Below are 18,614 nucleotides of genomic sequence, written 5' to 3' on the forward strand. Positions count from 1 at the left end.
ATGGCCCCAGTCGCCATGCGTAGTGTTGCGAAATCCCTTTCCGAAGCGAAGCCGGTCTCGTACTGGCTGGACGACCCCGGCAAGCCCGCGCCGCAGCCGGCGCTGACCTCGGACGAGCGCTGCGACCTGCTGGTCGTCGGCGGCGGCTACAGCGGGCTGTGGACGGCCCTGCTCGCCAAGGAGCGCGACCCCGGGCGGGACGTCGTGCTCATCGAGAGCAAGGAGGCGGGCTGGGCCGCCTCCGGGCGCAACGGCGGTTTCTGCGCCGCCTCCCTCACCCACGGGCTCGCCAACGGGATGGCCCGCTGGCCGGACGAGCTCGCCCGGCTGGAGGAACTGGGCGCCCGCAACCTCGACGCCATCGAGGAGGCCGTCGCCCGCTACGGCATCGACTGCGACTTCGAGCGGACCGGCGAGATCGACGTCGCCACCGAACCCCACCAGGTGGAGGAGCTGCGCGAGCTCCACGAGGAGGCGCAGCGCCTCGGCCTGGCCGGCGGCTCCGAATGGCTGGACGCCGACGCGCTGCGCGCCGAGGTCGACTCGCCGACCTTCCTCGCGGGCCTCTGGGACCGCGACGGCGTCGCCATGCTCAATCCGGCGAAGCTGGCCTGGGGCCTCAAGCAGGCCTGCCTCGATCTCGGGGTGCGGATCTACGAGAACACCCGCGGCCTGAAGATGTCCGCGGTCGGCACCGGCATGGCCGTCCAGACCCCCTACGGCACGATCCTCGCCCGTCGGGTCGCCCTGGGCACCAACATCTTCCCGTCGCTGGTCCGGCGGATCCGCCCCTTCACGGTTCCGGTCTACGACTACGCGCTGATGAGCGAGCCGCTGGACGAGGCCCAGCTCGCCGCGATCGGCTGGAAGAACCGGCAGGGGCTCGGCGACAGCGCCAACCAGTTCCACTACTTCCGGATCACCAAGGACCACCGGATCCTGTGGGGCGGCTACGACGCGATCTACCCCTACCGGGGAAAGCTCGATTCCGAGTACGACCACCGCCCCGAGACGTACCTCAAGCTCGCGGAGCACTTCTTCACCGCCTTCCCGCAGCTGGAGGGGCTGAAGTTCAGCCACGCCTGGGGCGGCGCCATCGACACCTGCTCGCGCTTCTCCGCCTTCTTCGGCACGGCGCACTCCGGGAAGGTGGCCTACGCGGCCGGCTACACCGGGCTCGGGGTGGGCGCGACCCGGTTCGGCGCCGACGTGATGCTGGACCTGCTCGACGGCCTCGACACCGAGCGCACCCGGCTGGAGATGGTGAAGTCCAAGCCGATGCCGTTCCCGCCCGAGCCCTTCGCCTGGACCGGGATCACCCTCACCAAGTGGTCGCTGGCCCGCGCCGACCGCCGCGGCGGGCACCGCAACCTGTGGCTCCGCACGCTGGACCGCTTCGGCCTCGGTTTCGACAGCTGATCGCACGGAGCCGACCGTACGGAACTGAACGCACGGAGCCGACCGCACGCGCCCCCGGCGCACGCCGCCGGTCACCGTGTGACCCGGTTCACTGCCTCGGAGTAAGGAAACCCGCGTCATAGCCGCGCCCGGCCCCGCTCTCTCCCGGTGACGATCCTTCACCGCGCACGAGACGAACGGAGGCCGGGCGATGACGTTCCCGGGGGCCAGGACGGCAGTGGAATGGCTGGTATCGGTGGCGCCGGACCCCGATGCCTGCCGGTGGGAGTGGGAGCGCAACCCCCTGGGGGTCGTCCTGCTGCCCGCCGGCCGGCTGTGGGACGTGCTCATCCTGCCCGGGGACCTGGGGCAGGCCACCCTCGACGTACTGCGGCTCATCACCGACCGGCCCGGCCCGGTGCTCGCCGACTTCGGCGACTCCCGGCTGGGCTTCTTCGTGCCCGCGGGCACCGCGTCCCGCTGGCTCGGCACGGGCGTACGGGGCGTCGGGCGCGGGACCTGGATCGTCGTCCCGTATCCCGGCCGGGCCACCGGCGGGGTGCGCTGGGCGGTGCTCCCGGACGGGGAGGGGACCCTCACTGACCCGGCCGTGCTGGAGCTCGCGATGCACGAGGCGGCCGCGTGCGTGCTCGCGGGGGAGGGCCGGACATCTTGACAAGGGCATTGGTCTGGACCATCTTGGGCGCCGCTGACCCCCTCCATCCCCCCATGCCCCGGAGGCAGTTGTGCGCAGAACCTGGTCCATCCTCACGGCCGTCGCCCTGGCGGCGGCCGGCTTCCTCGCCGCGGGACCGCCCGCCGCGGCGGCGGACGCCGACCTCGTACGCAACGGCGGCTTCGAGGCCGGTCTCGACGGCTGGAGCTGCTCGGCGGGCAGCGGAGCCGTCGTCACCACCCCCGTCCACAGCGGAAGTTCCGCGCTCAGGGCCACCCCCGCCGGTCAGGACAACGCCCGCTGCTCCCAGAGCGTCACCGTCAAGCCCGACTCCTCGTACACGCTGGCCGCCTGGGTGCAGGGCGCGTACGTCTACCTCGGCGCGAGCGGCACCGGCACCACCGACGTGTCGGCCTGGACGCAGACCCCGGGCGCGTGGAAACAGCTCACGACCACCTTCCGCACCGGCACGTCGACGACCTCGGTGACGGTCTACACCCACGGCTGGTACGGCCAGCCCGCCCACCTCACCGACGACCTCACCCTGGTCGGCCCCGACCCCGGCGGCCCCGGCCAGCCCCAGCCCCCGGCCGCCCCCACCGGCCTGACGGCCTCCGCCACCTCGGCCGGCTCGGTCTCCCTGAACTGGTCGGCGGTGCCCGGAGCCACCTCGTACACCGTCCACCGGGACGGCGCCGCACCGTTCTCCGTCACCTCCGCACCGGCGGTCGTGACCGGCCTCGCCGCGTCCACCACGTACACCTTCCGGGTCAGCGCGGTGAACGCGGCGGGCGAGTCGCCGAAGAGCGCCCCCGCCTCCGCGACCACGACCGGCGGCGGTGGCGGCGGGGGAGGCCTGCCCGCGCACGCGCTGGTCGGCTACCTGCACGCGAGCTTCGCCAACGGCTCCGGCTACGTCCGCATGGCCGACGTGCCGGCCTCCTGGGACGTCGTCAACCTCGCCTTCGGCGAACCGACGTCGGTGACCTCGGGCGACATCCGCTTCCGGCTCTGCCCGGTCGCCGAGTGCCCGAACGTGGAGTCGGAGGCCGAGTTCAAGGCCGCGATCAAGGCCAAGCAGGCCGCCGGCAAGAAGGTCCTCATCTCCATCGGCGGCCAGAACGGCCAGGTGCAGCTGGCGACCACCGCCGCCCGGGACACCTTCGTCTCCTCCGTCGGCAGGATCATCGACGAGTACGGTCTCGACGGCCTGGACATCGACTTCGAGGGCCACTCCCTCTCCCTCGCCACGGGCGACACCGATTTCCGGGCCCCCACCACGCCGGTGATCGTGAACCTGATCTCGGCGGTCAGGACCCTGAAGGCCAGGTACGGCCCGGACTTCGTCCTGACCATGGCCCCGGAGACCTTCTTCGTCCAACTGGGCCACCAGTACTACGGCTCCGGCCCCTGGGGCGGCCAGGACCCGCGCGCCGGCGCGTACCTCCCGGTCATCCACGCCCTGCGCGACGACCTCACCCTGCTGCACGTGCAGGACTACAACTCGGGGCCGATCATGGGCCTCGACAACCAGTACCACTCCATGGGCGGCGCGGACTTCCACATCGCCATGACCGACATGCTGCTCACCGGCTTCCCGGTCGCCGGCAACACCGCCCGCGTCTTCCCGGCCCTGCGCCCGGACCAGGTCGCGATCGGCCTGCCGGCCACCACCAACGCGGGCAACGGCCACACCCCGCCGGCCGAGGTGAACAAGGCCCTGGACTGCCTCACGAAGAAGCAGAACTGCGGCGGCTACCAGACCCACGGCACCTGGCCCGCCCTGCGCGGCCTGATGACCTGGTCGATCAACTGGGACCGCTTCGGCGGCTGGGAGTTCAGCCGGAACTTCGAGGGCTACTTCGGCGGCTGAGCCGGTCCACCGCGAGCAGCAGGGGCGTGCACATCAGCAGGCTGGCCAGCACGTCCAGCGGCCAGTGCCACCCCCGCAGGACCAGCCCGACGGCCGTCGCCCCCGTGAGCACGAGGGCGGCGGCCGTCGGCCAGGGGCGGCGGGTGTACGGGCGGACCAGCAGGGCCGCGCCGAGGTAGGCGACGGCCGCGGTGGCCGTGTGGCCCGAGGGGAAGTAGCCGGCGGCCCAGGGTTCCAGGGGGCCCGGCCGGGCGGTCCACTCCTTGAACGGGATGACCAGGGCCGGCACCAGGGCCATGGCCAGGCCCGCGGCCCCGGCGGCGAGGCGCCGGCCGCGCCACGCGGCGTAGGCCATGGCGAGCGCGAGGACGGGCACGGCGACCGGGACGTTCCCGAGGTCCGACAGGCGTTCGGTGACGGAGTCCGGGACCGTGCGCACGAGGGCCCGGCTCAGTGCGTGATCCGGCTCCAGCAGCGGGCCGGAGACCAGCACCTGCCAGGTGATCAGGGAGAAGAGCAGGCCGCAGACGACGGCGATCAGGAGAGGAGTGGCCGGCCGTCCCGGAACAGGGGGGATGGTTCCGGGACGGCCGCCCGGACCGGGTTGCCGCACGCCCCGGGGGGTTTGGGGCGAACGGCTGTCCGATCGGTGAGGAGTGTGCGCGAACGCATGCCCAATACGGTGCTGGGGAAGCCCGGTACTGGTGTCGCCCTCGGTTTCCCGTGAGCGGGGTGTCTCACTCATCTGCAGAAACCGTACGGCAGCAGAAGGGGGACCGACAGCAGGATCGCGCTCCCGCCATCGGCCCCCCACAGCTTCTTCACAGCGCCCGCCCGTTACCGCCGGTAGGGAGGGGGTGCTGCGTTCGGACGTTCTAGGCGTCCGCTCAGACGTCCGTGCCGATGGCGGCGAACGCGGCCTCGATGAGGTCCAGGCCCTCGTTCAGCAGGTCCTCGCCGATGACGATCGGCGGGAGGAAGCGGAGCACGTTGCCGTAGGTGCCGCAGGTGAGGACGAGCAGGCCCTCCGCGTGGCAGGCCTTGGCGAGCGCGCCGGCCGCCTCCGGGAACGGGGTCTTGGACACCGGGTCCTTGACCAGCTCGATCGCGATCATGGCGCCGCGGCCGCGGATGTCGCCGATGATCTCGTACTTCTCCTGCATGGCCGTCAGGCGGGCCTTCATGAGCAACTCGATCTTCTTCGCCTTGGCGTTGAGGTCGAGCTCCTTCATGGTCTCGATGGAGCCGAGCGCACCGGCGCACGCCACCGGGTTGCCGCCGTAGGTGCCGCCCAGGCCACCCGCGTGGGCGGAGTCCATGATCTCGGCGCGGCCGGTCACGGCGGCGAGCGGCAGACCGCCCGCGATGCCCTTCGCGGTGGTGATCAGGTCCGGGACGATGCCCTCGTCCTCGCACGCGAACCACTGGCCGGTACGGCAGAAGCCGGACTGGATCTCGTCGGCGACGAAGACGATGCCGTTCTCGTTGGCGAACTTCACGATCTCGGGCAGGAAGCCCTTGGCCGGCTCGATGAAGCCGCCCTCGCCGAGGACCGGCTCGATGATGATCGCGGCGACGTTCTCGGCGCCGATCTGCTTGCTGATCTGGTCGATCGCCTGGGCGGCGGCCTCGGGGCCGCAGTTCTCGGCGCCGGTGGGCCAGCGGTAGCCGTAGGCGACCGGGACGCGGTAGACCTCGGGGGCGAACGGACCGAAGCCCTGCTTGTACGGCATGTTCTTCGCCGTCAGCGCCATCGTCAGGTTGGTGCGGCCGTGGTAGCCGTGGTCGAAGACGACGACGGCCTGGCGCTTGGTGTACGAACGGGCGATCTTGACCGCGTTCTCGACGGCCTCGGCGCCGGAGTTGAACAGGGCCGACTTCTTCGCGTGGTCGCCCGGGGTCAGCTCGGCGAGGGCCTCGCAGACCTCGACGTAGCCCTCGTACGGGGTGACCATGAAGCAGGTGTGGGTGAAGTCGGCGAGCTGCGCGGAGGCGCGGCGCACGACGGCCTCGGCGGAGGCGCCGACCGAGGTCACGGCGATGCCGGAGCCGAAGTCGATCAGGCGGTTGCCGTCGACGTCCTCGATGATGCCGCCGCCCGCGCGGGCCGTGAAGACGGGCAGCACGGAGCCCACGCCACCGGCCACGGTCTGCAGGCGGCGGGCCTGCAGCTCCTGCGACTTGGGGCCGGGGATCGCGGTGACGATCTTGCGCTCCTGCGGGACAGCGGTCATAGAGGGCTCCTGGGGGTGTTTTCGGACGCACTTGTGTCTTTGTCCGCAGGCTAGGCCCGGGGGCGGGGGTCCTGCATGCTCCGTTCGGTAGTGATCTCCGCGTGTCCTTGTCCGCGACGGCCATAGGAGGGGTGCGCGGAGGGCCTTTGGAGGGCACGGCGCACCGGAGTGCGGGTACGGGCCCGCGGCGGGCGTCGGCCAACTACATTGAGCGACGCAGCGCAGGAACGGGCAGGGGGCAGGGGTTTCATGGACACCGACGGCACGTACGGCCACAGCCAGGGTGGGCAGGGGGAGCCGCCCGACGCGCATGCCACAGGGGCCCGCCTGCCGCGCCCGGCCGGTCCGCCGCCTGCGCGGCCGGCCCACGCGCCGCTCCTGGCCGCTGCCCCGCCGCGGCCGGCCCATGCCCCCGGCGCGTCCCCGTCGGCAGGCGCGGACAGTGGCCGAGCCACGTTCGACTCCGTGTTCGCCGCGTGGCTGCGAGCCCCCCGGCCGGCCGCCGAGCCCGGCATTTGGCGCCACGGCTACGTTCCGCCCCCGGCACGGTACGAGGGGACGACCCGGTCCCTGCTGGTCCGGGTCGTGATCGCGCTCCTCGTGGGCTTCGTCTGCTGGCGCCTCTTCCTTGAGGGCGGCCTGCCGTTCATGGGCGCCCCCCTCCACTACTTCACCCCGGCGAGCTGGTGGACCGGGGGCTACGAGCCCCAGCCGGTGGACCACCGGGGACTGGCCGCCCTGGAGCTGTACGAGCTGTTCATCTCGGTCGGCATGTTCCTCTTCTTCGCCCGCCTCGGCGGCTGGCGGTCCGCCTTCGACCATCACGTGGCCGCGCGCGGCCCCTGGCACCGGGCGCTGGCCGCGACTGCCGGGGGCGCCGTGGTCGTGGCACTGATCGAGAACGAAGTGCTGCCGGTCTATCCGCTCGTCTTCGGCCACCTTCCGTACCGCGAGCTCGGCAATGTCGCCGGCTCGGTGATCACCTACACCCTCTACGGCGTCGTCTACGCCCTCGTCGTCGTCGTCTTCGCCCGCCTCGGTGGCTGGGCCGATGTCCGCGCCCGGGTCAGGGCCTCCGCCGGTACCGCCTCCGACGCGGACGTAGGCGACCCGCGCGACCTGGCCGAGTGGCCCGAGCTGCGAGCCGCAGGCCTCGACGAGTCGGCCGACCGACTCGCCGCCGAGGCGTACGCCGGCCGCATGAACGACGTCGATCACGCCCGGATCCGGCGTGCGTTCGAGTCGGTACAAGTCGATCCCGCGCGTCGGGCCGCCTTCGTCGCGTCCGTACGGGACAACGGCGCCGCGGCCTGCGCACACCCCTCGAAGGCGCGGGACCTGCCCCTGCGCACGGCCGCCCACGACCTCGTCGTGGCGCAGGTCCGGATCGGCGGCGTCACCGACGCCGAGTCCAACCCGTACGCGCGCCGCGGGACCGGGTTGGCCTTGGACCCCGCCGTGCTGGGAACCTCGGTGCTTGCCGTCGGGCCCTCCGGTGCCGGCAAGACGCGCCTGCTGGTCCGGCCGGTCGTCGAGTCGCTGGCGCTCCAGGCACTCGCCGGCCAGGCCGCCCTGATCGCCGTCGGTGCGGCCGGAGCGGAGCTCGGCCCGGACGGCGGCTACGACGTCGTGGTCCGCCCCGGCGATCCCGCGTCCGTCCACGATCTCGATCTCTACGGCGGTACGTCAGACGCCGACGAAGCGGCCTCCCTGCTCGCCGAGGCCTTCGTCGGCGACCTCCCCGGTACCGATACCCGCCGGGCCGCGACCGCCCTCGCCCAGCTCCTCGGACCGTTCCGGGCCGCCTACGGCCGCTTCCCCGGAGTGGCCGAGCTGCGCGAGCTGCTCGACCGGGTCCCCGGCCCCATCGAGGCCCTGCGCCGCGCGCTGGACGACGCCGGACAGCAGGCCATGCTGCGCGAGCTCGACGCCCGGGAACGACAGCGCGACGTCCACGGCGACCCGGGGCCGGTCCTGGCCGACCGGGTCGGGCTCCTCGACCGGCCCGCCTTCCACGGCTTCTTCGACACCAGCAGTGACAGCCGCCCGTTCTGCCCGCGCTCCCTCGAACACCCCGTCCGCGTGCGCATCGACCTCCCTGAGCGGGCCCACCCCGACGCCTCCCGCCTGCTGGCGCGGCTCCTGCTCGCCCAGTTCAACGCTTCCGTCGCCGCGCGCACCGACCGTTCGCTCTTCGCCTTCCTGGCCTTCGACGACGCCTCTCAGACCCTGACGCCCCAGACCGTGCGAGGGCTGCAGCGGCTGCGCTCCGCGCACGCGGGTGTCCTGCTGACCCTGCGGACGCTGGAGGAGGTGCCCGAGGGGCTGCGGCCCCAGTTGTTCGGGGCGGTCGGCTGCCGTTTCGCCTTCTCCGGAGTCACGACCTGGGATGGCAGGCAGTTCGCCGAGGCATGGGGAACCGAGCTGGTCGAGACCCGGGACGTCACCAGCCGTCAGGTGTATGCCGAACGGCCTCTGACCCGGCTGCTGCACGGGGTGCGCAAGGCGATCAGCGGCAAGGAGGTGACCACGGGAGCGGTGACCGTGCGCCAGGTCGAGCGGGAGCGCTGGTCCGCCTCGGCTCTGGCCAACACTCTGCCGCCGGCGCACGCCGTTGTTTCGCTGGCCGCCGTCACCGGGGAGCGAGCGGCCCCGGTACTCGTCAGGCTCGGCCAGAAGAACTGAGCAGAACCGTACGAGGTGGCAGAATCGAGGGGAGTCGTTCGTACGACACGGCGAAAAGCGTCGGCGGCTCCTCTGCTGTTCTTCTCCCGCCGGGTGCACCCCTTCCGTCGGGCCGCGCAACGCCGAGCCCCTCTGTCGCCCCCTCCCGCGAAGGCCCCTGGTAACCGATGCCGCTCACCCTCGCCTCACTCGTCCAGCACTCGGCGCTCAAGCTCGGCGTCCGGGCGGGGGAGGGACGCCTGGACACCCCCGTGCGCTGGGCCCACGTCAGCGAGCTCGCCGACCCCGTGCCGTACATGGAGGGCGGCGAGCTGCTCCTGATCACCGCGATGAAGCTCGACGCGGAGGACCCGGAGGAGATGCGCCGCTACGTACGGCGGCTCGCCGCGGCCGGGGTCGTCGGCATCGGCTTCGCGATCGGCGTGAACTACGAGGCGATCCCCGAGGCGCTCGTCGAGGCAGCCCGCACCGAGGACATGCCGCTGCTGGAGGTGCCGCGCCGGACCCCGTTCCTGGCGATCAGCAAGGCCGTCTCCGCGGCCCTCGCGGCCGACCAGTACCGGGCCGTGACCGCCGGGTTCGAGGCGCAGCGGGAGCTGACCCGCGCCGCGCTCTCCGCCGACGGGCCCGCCGACCTGCTGACGAAGCTGGCGGCGCACGTGCACGGCTGGGCCGCGCTGTACGACACCTCGGGCGCGGTCGTCGCGGCCGCCCCCGACTGGGCCGCGCGGCGAGCCGCCCGGCTGACCCCGGACGTGGAGCGGCTGCGGGAGCGGCCGGCGCCCGCCAGCGCCGTGGTCGGCGGCTCGGAGGACCGGGTCGAACTCCAGTCCCTGGGCACGGGCCGGCGGGCGCGGGGCGCGCTCGCCGTCGGCACCGGAGCCCCGCTGGGCACGGCCGAGCGGTACGCCGTCCACTCCGCGGTCGCCCTGCTGACCCTCACCACCGAGCGGTCGCGCTCGCTGCACGACGCCGAGTCCCGGCTGGGGGCGGCGGTGCTGCGGATGCTGCTGGCGGGCGAGGCGGAGCACGCCCGGTCGGTGGCCGGTGACCTGTACGGGTCCCTGCTGGAGGCGCCGTTCCGGCTGATCGTGGCCGAGCCGGCGCTGCCGGGCACCGCGCAGCCCGAGGGCCTGGCGCTGCTCGCCGACGCGGTGGAGTCGGCGGCCGCCCGCACCGGGGAGGCGCTGCTGGTGGTCCCGGAGCCGGGGCGGCTGGTGGTCCTCGCCTCCGACGCGGGCCCGGCCGTACAGGCGTGCGTGGACCACGCGGAGGCGCTGGAGTCGCGGCGCGGCCGGGACGCGGCCGGGCCCGAGCCGGACGAACTGGTGGTCGGCCTGTCCGCCCCGGCCGGCCCGGAAGGCGTCGCGGCGGCCCTCAAGCAGGCCGACCAGGCGCTCGCCGTGGCCCGCCGGCGGGGGCGGCCGATGGTCGAGCACGAGGACATGGCGGCGGGCTCGGTCCTGCCGCTGCTGGCCGACGACGCCGTACGGGCCTTCGCGGACGGCACGCTGCGGGCGCTGCGCGAGCACGATGCGACCGGGCGCGGCGACCTGGTGGCCTCGCTGCAGGCGTGGCTCTCGCGCCACGGGCAGTGGGACGCGGCCGCCGCCGACCTCGGTGTGCACCGGCACACCCTGCGCTACCGGATGAAGCGGGTCGAGGAGATCCTCGGCCGCTCCCTGGAGGACCCGGATGTCCGCATGGAGCTGTGGCTCGCCCTCAAGGCCACCTCGGCCCCGTCGTAGCCGCCGGGGCCCGGTTTCCGGGCGGCGACAGTGACAAAGCGGCGAAGGGCGGCGACCCGCCGCTCCATCAGGGACAAACGCCGAAACGCCGACGGAGTCCTACGGTGGAGGGGACAAGCCCACCGCACACATCCGAAGGGCCGGGATTCGCATGACTTCCACCCACGCCTTCTGGCTCGCCGGCCGCCAGGCCTCCGGCGAGGACAGCTTCGACGTCCACTCCCCGTGGGACGGCCGGCTGGTCGGCACCGTCAGCGTGCCCACCGACGAGCAGGTCGAAGAGGCCGTGGCCGCGGCGTACGCCGTGACGGCGGAGTTCTCCGCGACGCCCGCCCACGTACGGGCCGCCGCCCTGGACCACGTGTCCAAGCGGCTCGTCGAGCGCACCGAGGAGATCGCCCAGCTGATCTCCGCCGAGAACGGCAAGCCCATCAAGTGGGCCCGCGGCGAGGTCGGCCGTGCGGTGTCCGTGTTCCGCTTCGCCGCCGAAGAGGCCCGCCGCTTCAACGGCGGAGAGGCCCAGCGCCTCGACACCGACGCCGGCGGCGTCGGCCGTCTCGCGCTGACCCGCCGCTTCGTCAAGGGCCCGGTCCTCGGCATCGCGCCGTTCAACTTCCCGCTGAACCTGTGCGCCCACAAGGTGGCCCCGGCCATCGCCGTCGGCGCGCCGATCATCCTCAAGCCCGCCCCGGCCACGCCCCTCTCCGGGCTGATCCTGGGCGAGCTGCTCGCCGAGACCGACCTCCCGGCCGGCTCCTGGTCGGTCCTGCCGGTCGCGAACGAGAAGATGCCGGCCCTGGTCAAGGACGAGCGGCTGCCCGTCATCTCCTTCACCGGTTCCGACACCGTCGGCTACGCCATCCAGCAGTCGGTGCCCCACAAGCACTGCACGCTGGAGCTCGGCGGCAACGCCGCGGCCGTGGTCCTGGACGACTGGTCCTCCGAGGCCGACCTCGACTGGGCCGCGACCCGCATCGCGACCTTCTCGAACTACCAGGCCGGCCAGTCCTGCATCTCCGTGCAGCGCGTGATCGCCGACGCCTCCGTCTACGACCGCCTCGTCGAGAAGGTCGTCGCGAAGGTCCAGGCGCAGGTCACCGGTGACCCGAACGACGACGCCACCGACGTCGGCCCGCTCGTCTCCGAGGCTGCCGCCCAGCGCGTCGAGTCCTGGGTCGACGAGGCCGTGTCCGCCGGCGCGAAGCTGCTCACCGGCGGCAAGCGCGAGGGTGCCTCGTACGAGCCCACGGTCGTCGCGAACGTGCCCGAGGGCGTCAAGCTGGCCACCGAGGAGGTCTTCGGCCCGGTCCTGACCCTGACGCGGGTCGAGAACACCGACGAGGCCTTCGCCGCGGTGAACGACTCGAAGTTCGGTCTGCAGACCGGCGTCTTCACCCGGAACATCCAGACCGCGTTCCGCGCGCACCGCGAGCTCGAGGTCGGCGGCGTGGTCGTCGGCGACGCGCCGTCCTACCGCGCCGACCAGATGCCGTACGGCGGCGTCAAGCAGTCCGGTGTGGGCCGCGAGGGCGTCCGCTACGCGATGGACGACTACACGTACGAGCGAGTCCTGGTCCTGACCGGCCTCGACATCTGATCTCGTACGGCCAAAAAGCCGACGGCCGGAGCCCACTGTGCGGGGGCTCCGGCCGTCCCCCTTTTCCTTCCCGCCCACATTGGGTACGACTCACAGGTAGCACCGGCTGGTAATCCGGTGAACCCCCGACTCCGGCGGCGAGGTGAGTCCCCTCATGTCCGCAACACAGCCCGCACAGCCCGCTCAGCCCGTACAGCCCGGCGGCACACAGCCCAAGGTGACCGAGCGCGAGGCACGTCAGGTCGCGGAAGCGGCCCGGGAACAGGACTGGCGCAAACCCAGTTTCGCCAAGGAACTCTTCCTCGGGCGGTTCCGGCTCGACCTGATCCACCCCCACCCGCTCCCCGCCGACGAGGACGTCCGGCGCGGCGAGGCCTTCCTGGCCCGGCTGCGGGCCTTCTGCGAGACCGAGATCGACGGAGCCCGCATCGAGCGCGAGGCGAGGATCCCCGACGAGACCGTGCGCGGGCTCAAGGAGCTCGGCGCGCTCGGCATGAAGATCGACCCCAAGTACGGGGGGCTCGGCCTCACCCAGGTCTACTACAACAAGGCGCTCGCCCTCGTCGGCTCGGTCAGCCCGGCCATCGGCGCCCTGCTCTCCGCCCACCAGTCCATCGGCGTACCGCAGCCGCTGAAGATGTTCGGCACGCAGGAGCAGAAGGACGCCTACCTGCCGCGCTGCGCCACCACCGCCATCAGCGCCTTCCTGCTCACCGAGCCGGACGTCGGCTCCGACCCGGCGCGGCTGGCCACCACGGCGGTCCCGGACGGCGACGACGCGTACGTCCTCGACGGGGTGAAGCTGTGGACCACCAACGGGGTCGTCGCGGACCTGCTCGTGGTCATGGCCCGGGTGCCCAAGTCGGAGAACCACCGCGGCGGGATCACCGCCTTCGTCGTGGAGGCCGACTCGCCGGGCATCACCGTCGAGCACCGCAACGCCTTCATGGGCCTGCGCGGCCTGGAGAACGGCGTCACCCGCTTCCACCGCGTACGGGTCCCGGCCGCCCAGCGCATCGGCGCCGAGGGCGCCGGCCTCAAGATCGCCCTCACCACGCTCAACACCGGACGGCTGTCGCTGCCCGCGATGTGCGTCGGCGCCGGGAAGTGGTGCCTGAAGATCGCCCGCGAATGGTCCGGCGTGCGCGAGCAGTGGGGCCGGCCGGTCGCGCGGCACGAGGCGGTCGGCGCCAAGATCTCCTTCATCGCCGCCACCACCTTCGCCCTCGAAGCGGTCGTGGACCTCGCGTCCCAGATGGCCGACGAGGACCGCAACGACATCCGCATCGAGGCCGCCCTCGCCAAGCTCTACGGCTCCGAGATGGCCTGCCTGATGGCCGACGAGCTGGTCCAGATCCGCGGCGGGCGCGGCTTCGAGACCGCCGAGTCGCTGGCCGCCCGCGGCGAGCGCGCCGTCCCCGCCGAACAGATGCTCCGCGACCTGCGCATCAACCGGATCTTCGAGGGCTCGACGGAGATCATGCACCTGCTGATCGCCCGCGAGGCCGTGGACGCCCACCTCTCGGTGGCCGGCGACCTCATCGACCCCGACAAGGCACTCGGCGACAAGGCGAAGGCGGGCGCCCGCGCCGCCGGGTTCTACGCCCGCTGGCTGCCCAAGCTGGCCGCCGGCCCCGGCCAGGTCCCCGGCACCTACCGGGCCTTCCACCCCGGCGGCCACCCCGACCTCGCCACCCACCTGCGCTACGTGGAACGCAGCGCCCGCAAACTCGCCCGGTCCACCTTCTACGCCATGTCCCGCTGGCAGGGCCGCATGGAGACCAAGCAGGGCTTCCTCGGCCGGATCGTCGACATCGGCGCCGAGCTCTTCGCCATGAGCGCGGCCTGCGTCCGCGCCGAGCACCTGCGCGCCTCCGGCGAGCACGGCCGCGAGGCCTACCAGCTGGCCGACGCCTTCTGCGAGCAGTCCCGGCTGCGCGTCGAGGAACTCTTCGGCCGGCTCTGGGCCAACACCGACGACCTCGACCGCAAGGTCGTCGCGGGGGTGCTGTCCGGCACCTACGCCTGGCTGGAGGAGGGCGTCCTCGACCCCTCCGGGGAAGGCCCCTGGATCGCGGACGCCGCCCCCGGACCCTCCACTCAGAAAAACGTGCACCGCCCCATCCGCTGACCTGCGATCATCGCCGGACGTCGGACAGACGTACGAGGATGAGTACGAGTACTGGTACGCGTACGAGCACAGCGCGAGGCGGACGAGAACGATGCCGACGGCCGAGGAAGACCGCACCAGCCGACGGCTGGCCTGGTGCGTGGCGCACCTGCTGCGCCACGCACCGGACCACGTCGTCACCGACGTGATCGGCAGGCTCGACGGGCCCGCCCTCAAGTACCTGTGCCGGGACGAATGGCTGGCGGCCTCGACCGTCACGCTGCTGCTGCGCCACGGCGGCGCGGCCGACCGGACCTACATCGCCCGCAACCCCCGCGTCGTGGGCCGGCCGCTGCCCGGCCTGCCCGGGCCCGCCCGGTACGCCCGCCGCCGGACCCCGCCCGAACTCCTGCCGGTGCTCCGCGCGGAACTCGGCCGGGACCCCGACGAGGAGCCGCTCACCGCGCCCGAGCTGATCGGCCTGCTGCGCCGGCACGGCCGCCGCGGCCCCCGGGTCCCGCTCGACATCCTGGCGCTCCGCCACCGGCCGGACCCGGAACTGCTGCTCGCCGAGCACCTGCGACGACCGCTGCCCGCCGGCTCCGTCGAGGCCCTGCTGCTCGTCGAGGACCTGCCCCGCGAGACCGTCCGCGGGCTGCTCGCCACCGGGGCCGCGGACGAGCGCTCCTGGCACCGGCCCGCAATCCGCGCCGTGCGGATGGGCCGGGTCACGCACGGGGAACTCGTCGCCCACGTCGCCCCCGCACGCCACACCCTGCTCCTCGGCCACCTCCCCGCCCTCCGCTCCCTGCGCTGGACCTTGCCCGAACAGGCCGGCATGCAGACGGCCGTCATGCGGGCCCTGCGCCCGCTGGGGGACGACCCGCGCCTGTGGGCGGAGCTGCTCCGGCACGCGCCCGGCCACCCGGGCACGCTGCCCGAGCTGGTGGCCGGCGTGGCCGACGCAACCCTGCCCGAGCCGGCCGGCGGGCAGGAGCCGGGCCCCGACCTCACCCGGGCGGTGCGCCACCTGGCCCCGACCGCCGTCGAGCCCCACGGGGACGTGGAGCGCGAGCTGGCGCTGGCGAGCCTCGCCGTGCCGATGGAGAGCGTCGAGGAGGACATCCGCTGGGTGCGCGACTGCCTCGACCGCGGCCTGCTCACCGGCATCGACGTGATCCGGCACAAGCTGCCGGCCTGCTGGGCCCTCGACGAGGACCACTGGCTCGGCGACGTGGACCATCCCGACCGGCACGACCACCCGGAGGCCGTCCTCGCCGCCCACGCCGAGGCGGACCGGCTGTTCGCCGCGGCCCTCGGCGAGGACCCGGAGGCCTGGTGGCGGGTGGCCCGCACCCTCCCGGACTTCGCCGGAACCCTCCCGCACCTGCTGCTCAGGGTCACTGAAGGGGGCTCCGTGTCCGGCCGCTCCTGACTTCCGGCAACAATGGGGGGCATGAGCGACCGCCCAGCCCCCCTCGCCGACCCGCACCTCCTCTTCGACCCCGCGGCCGGCCTCCGGGACATCGTCATCCTCGGGTCGACCGGGTCCATCGGCACCCAGGCCATCGACCTCGCCCTGCGCAACCCGGACCGGTTCCGGGTCACCGCATTGTCCGCCGCCGGCGGACGGGTCGGCCTGCTGGCCGAGCAGGCCCGGCTGCTGCGGGTCCAGAAGGTGGCCGTCGCCCGCGAGGACGTCGTACCGGCCCTGAAAGAGGCGCTCAGCGCCCAGTACGGCCCGTCCGAGCCGCTGCCGGAGATCCTGGCCGGCCCGGACGCCGCGACCGAACTCGCCGCCTCCGAGTGCCACACCGTCCTCAACGGCATCACCGGTTCCATCGGCCTCGCGCCGACCCTCGCCGCCCTGCGCGCCGGCCGCACCCTGGCCCTGGCCAACAAGGAGTCGCTGATCGTCGGCGGCCCGCTGGTCAAGGCCCTCGCGAAGCCCGGCCAGATCATCCCGGTGGACTCCGAGCACGCGGCGCTCTTCCAGGCGCTCGCCGCCGGCACCCGGGCCGACGTCCGCAAGCTCGTGGTCACCGCCTCCGGCGGGCCCTTCCGCGGCCGCACCCGCGCCGAGCTGGGACACGTCACCGTCAAGGACGCCCTCGCGCACCCCACCTGGGCCATGGGCCCGGTGATCACGGTCAACAGTGCCACCCTGGTCAACAAGGGGCTGGAGGTCATCGAGGCGCACCTGCTCTACGACATCCCCTTCGACCGCATCGAGGTCGTGGTCCATCCGCAGTCCTACGTGCACTCGATGGTGGAGTTCACGGACGGCTCCACCCTCGCCCAGGCCACCCCGCCGGACATGCGGGGCCCCATCGCGATCGGCCTCGGCTGGCCGCAGCGGATCCCGGACGCGGCCCCCGCCTTCGACTGGACCAAGGCCTCCACCTGGGAGTTCTTCCCCCTGGACACCGAGGCCTTCCCCGCGGTGGGCCTGGCCCGGCACGTGGGCACCCTCGGCGGCACCGCCCCGGCCGTGTTCAACGCGGCCAACGAGGAGTGCGTGGAGGCGTTCCTGGCCGGTCGGCTGCCGTTCACGGCAATCATGGATACCGTCTCTGCCGTGGTCGATGAGCACGGGACACCGGAGTCGGGAACTTCCCTGACCGTCCAGGACGTCCTTGAAGCGGAGGCCTGGGCGAGGGCCCGGGCGCGGGAGATGGCGGCTCGGGCCGCCGTGGAGGCGCGCGCATGACACTACTGATGACGGTGCTCGGGGTCGTGGTCTTCGCGGTCGGCCTGCTGGTCTCCATCGCCTGGCACGAGCTGGGGCACCTCTCCACGGCCAAGCTCTTCGGCATCCGCGTGCCGCAGTACATGGTGGGCTTCGGCCCGACCATCTGGTCGCGGAGGAAGGGCGAGACCGAGTACGGGATCAAGGCCATTCCCATGGGCGGCTACATCCGCATGATCGGGATGTTCCCGCCCGGCGAGGACGGCAAGGTCACCGCCCGCTCCACCTCGCCGTTCCGGTCGATGATCGAGGACGCGCGCTCCGCCGCGTACGAGGAGCTCCAGCCCGGCGACGAGAGCCGGCTCTTCTACACGCGCAAGCCGTGGAAGCGCGTGATCGTGATGTTCGCCGGCCCGTTCATGAACCTGGTCCTGGCCGTGGCGATCTTCCTCACCACGCTGATGACCTTCGGGCTGAACACCCAGACCACCTCGGTCGCCACCGTCTCGGACTGCGTGATCCAGCAGAGCGAGAAGCGCGACAAGTGCGTCCCCGGGGACCCGGCCGCCCCCGCCAAGGCCGCCGGCCTGAAGGCGGGCGACAAGATCGTCGCCTTCAACGGCCACCCGGTCCGCGACTGGTCCGCCCTGCAGAAGGACATCCGCGCCACCGTCGGCCCCGCCACGATCACGGTGGAGCGGGCCGGGGAGCGCACGGACCTCACGGCGAACCTGATCGAGAACAAGGTCGCCAAGACCGACGGCGACGGCCGGTACGTCAAGGACCAGTACGTCACCGCGGGCTTCCTCGGCTTCGCCCCCGCCTCCGGCTACGTCCCGCAGTCCTTCGGCCAGTCCGTCGACCGCATGGGCGAGATGATGGAGGCCGGCGTGCAGTCGCTGGTCCAGCTGCCGTCCAAGGTCCCGGACCTGTGGAACGCGGCCTTCAACGGGGCCGAGCGCAAGCAGGACAGCCCGATGGGCGTGGTCGGCGCGGCGCGGGTCAGCGGTGAGATCTTCACCCTCGACATCCCCGCCCAGCACCAGCTGGTGTTCTTCCTCAACCTACTGGCCGGCTTCAACCTCTCGCTGTTCCTCTTCAACATGCTGCCGCTGCTGCCGCTCGACGGCGGGCACATCGCCGGCGCCCTGTGGGAGTCGGTCCGGCGGGGTGTGGCGCGGGTCTTCCGGCGTCCCGACCCCGGCCCCTTCGACGTGGCGAAGCTGATGCCCGTCGCGTACGTGGTCGCGGGTCTGTTCATCTGCTTCACCCTGCTGGTGATGGTGGCCGACGTGGTGAACCCGATCAAGATCACCTAGTTTGCGGGGCGCTGCCCCAGTCGGTACGGGAGCCGGGCACGGATCGTGCCCGGCTCCCTACGTTCGGGTGGCGCACCCCCTCGGATGCACGGGCCGCTCCGTGGTTGGCGTAATCTCGAAGCCTGGAGCCCGCCGATCTCGGGACCTTGATCCACACCTTGGGGTTGCACAGCAGATGACTGCCATCTCTCTCGGAATGCCGGCCGTGCCGACGAAGCTTGCCGACCGCAGGGTCAGCCGCAAGATCCAGGTCGGCAAGGTGGCCGTCGGTGGCGACGCACAGAT

Annotated in this window: 12 protein-coding genes; 10 read left to right on the top strand and 2 right to left on the bottom strand. The window is 72.7% G+C overall.

Features of this window, described 5'->3' with window-relative positions:
* From ACIPYQ_RS36950 to ACIPYQ_RS36960, 3 genes are all read left to right on the top strand, one after another.
* Positions 1–1,419: an FAD-dependent oxidoreductase gene (locus ACIPYQ_RS36950; RefSeq protein ID WP_361755314.1), complete on the top strand. Its 1,419-nt coding sequence runs from the start codon at positions 1–3 to the stop codon at positions 1,417–1,419.
* 190 nt (positions 1,420–1,609) lie between these two features.
* Positions 1,610–2,074, top strand: a complete 465-nt coding sequence (locus ACIPYQ_RS36955) for a hypothetical protein (RefSeq protein WP_401258586.1) — start codon at positions 1,610–1,612, stop codon at positions 2,072–2,074.
* A gap of 88 nt (positions 2,075–2,162) precedes the next feature.
* Positions 2,163–3,947, top strand: coding sequence for a chitinase (locus ACIPYQ_RS36960; RefSeq protein ID WP_401258605.1), 1,785 nt, complete (start codon positions 2,163–2,165; stop codon positions 3,945–3,947).
* Here the strand turns inward: ACIPYQ_RS36960 and ACIPYQ_RS36965 are convergent.
* A complete protein-coding gene (locus ACIPYQ_RS36965; RefSeq protein WP_401258588.1) occupies positions 3,913–4,692 on the bottom strand; it encodes a phosphatase PAP2 family protein in 780 nt (259 codons plus the stop codon). The two genes, ACIPYQ_RS36960 and ACIPYQ_RS36965, sit on opposite strands and share 35 nt — an antisense overlap.
* A gap of 142 nt (positions 4,693–4,834) precedes the next feature.
* Positions 4,835–6,181 (bottom strand): 4-aminobutyrate--2-oxoglutarate transaminase, encoded by a 1,347-nt coding sequence (gene gabT, locus ACIPYQ_RS36970; RefSeq protein WP_401258590.1) that lies wholly within the window; start codon positions 6,179–6,181, stop codon positions 4,835–4,837.
* Positions 6,182–6,646: 465 nt separating this feature from the next.
* On the opposite strand from gabT, the gene ACIPYQ_RS36975 reads away from it, so the two are divergent.
* The 7 genes from ACIPYQ_RS36975 to ACIPYQ_RS37005 all read left to right on the top strand — a co-directional run bounded on the left by ACIPYQ_RS36975 (position 6,647) and on the right by ACIPYQ_RS37005 (position 18,329).
* The gene (locus ACIPYQ_RS36975) at positions 6,647–8,866 is read left to right on the top strand and encodes an ATP/GTP-binding protein (protein WP_401258592.1); all 2,220 of its coding nucleotides are present in this window, start codon (positions 6,647–6,649) and stop codon (positions 8,864–8,866) included.
* Between the two features lie 167 nt (positions 8,867–9,033).
* Positions 9,034–10,614, top strand: a complete 1,581-nt coding sequence (locus ACIPYQ_RS36980) for a PucR family transcriptional regulator (RefSeq protein WP_401258594.1) — start codon at positions 9,034–9,036, stop codon at positions 10,612–10,614.
* Between the two features lie 151 nt (positions 10,615–10,765).
* On the top strand, positions 10,766–12,211 hold the full coding sequence (locus ACIPYQ_RS36985; RefSeq protein WP_361755335.1) for an aldehyde dehydrogenase family protein: 1,446 nt from the start codon (positions 10,766–10,768) through the stop codon (positions 12,209–12,211).
* 154 nt (positions 12,212–12,365) lie between these two features.
* The gene (locus ACIPYQ_RS36990) at positions 12,366–14,342 is read left to right on the top strand and encodes an acyl-CoA dehydrogenase family protein (protein ID WP_401258596.1); all 1,977 of its coding nucleotides are present in this window, start codon (positions 12,366–12,368) and stop codon (positions 14,340–14,342) included.
* A gap of 91 nt (positions 14,343–14,433) precedes the next feature.
* A complete protein-coding gene (locus ACIPYQ_RS36995; RefSeq protein ID WP_401258598.1) occupies positions 14,434–15,756 on the top strand; it encodes a hypothetical protein in 1,323 nt (440 codons plus the stop codon).
* A 21-nt stretch (positions 15,757–15,777) separates the two neighbouring features.
* A complete protein-coding gene (dxr, locus tag ACIPYQ_RS37000; protein WP_383563756.1) occupies positions 15,778–17,031 on the top strand; it encodes a 1-deoxy-D-xylulose-5-phosphate reductoisomerase in 1,254 nt (417 codons plus the stop codon).
* The gene (locus tag ACIPYQ_RS37005; RefSeq protein WP_401258600.1) at positions 17,028–18,329 is read left to right on the top strand and encodes a M50 family metallopeptidase; all 1,302 of its coding nucleotides are present in this window, start codon (positions 17,028–17,030) and stop codon (positions 18,327–18,329) included. Before dxr ends, ACIPYQ_RS37005 begins: the two co-directional genes overlap by 4 nt.
* Positions 18,330–18,614: the final 285 nt, after the last annotated feature.

It is taken from the genome of Streptomyces sp. NPDC090045 (assembly GCF_044747975.1).
GTDB lineage: Bacteria > Actinomycetota > Actinomycetes > Streptomycetales > Streptomycetaceae > Streptomyces.